Annotated in this window: 1 protein-coding gene; it reads right to left on the reverse strand. The window is 70.7% G+C overall.

The window, feature by feature from the left end; genetic code table 11:
• A partial coding sequence (locus ACI3KW_RS23265) for an ATP-binding cassette domain-containing protein (protein ID WP_404850064.1) occupies window positions 1-505 on the reverse strand: 505 nt, incomplete at both ends.

Raw genomic sequence — 505 nt, forward strand, 5'->3', positions numbered from 1 at the left:
GATCGACGGTGTCGATGTCGAGGTTGTTGGTCGGCTCGTCGAGCACGACCAGATGCGGGGCCGGATCGCTCAGCAGCAGCTTCGCCAGGGCCACGCGGAAGCGCTCGCCGCCGGACAGGGCCGCCACCGGTCGCTCTGCGGTCGCGCCGCGGATGAGGAACCGCGCGAGCCGGTTGCGCAGTTCCTTCTCCGGCACCTGAGGTGCCGCATCCGAGATGTTCTCGAAGACGGTGCGGGCCTCGTCGAGGCCGTCGACGCGCTGCGGCAGGTAGCCGATCTGTGCGGTGTGCGCGACAGCATCCGTGCCGATCTCTCGGCCCTGAGCGCCCGGCTCGGTCGAATCCGCGGATTCGGTCCGATCCGGATGCTCTTCTCCGAGGGCGGCGCTCCCGACCAGCCGTTCGAGCAGCGTCGTCTTGCCGGCGCCGTTGCGCCCGATCAGTGCCACGCGCTCGGGACCCTGGACGACCCACGAGCGCTCGGCGTCGCCGATCGTCGCGATGCG

The organism is Devosia sp. ZW T5_3 (assembly GCF_044987315.1).
Lineage (GTDB): Bacteria > Pseudomonadota > Alphaproteobacteria > Rhizobiales > Devosiaceae > Devosia.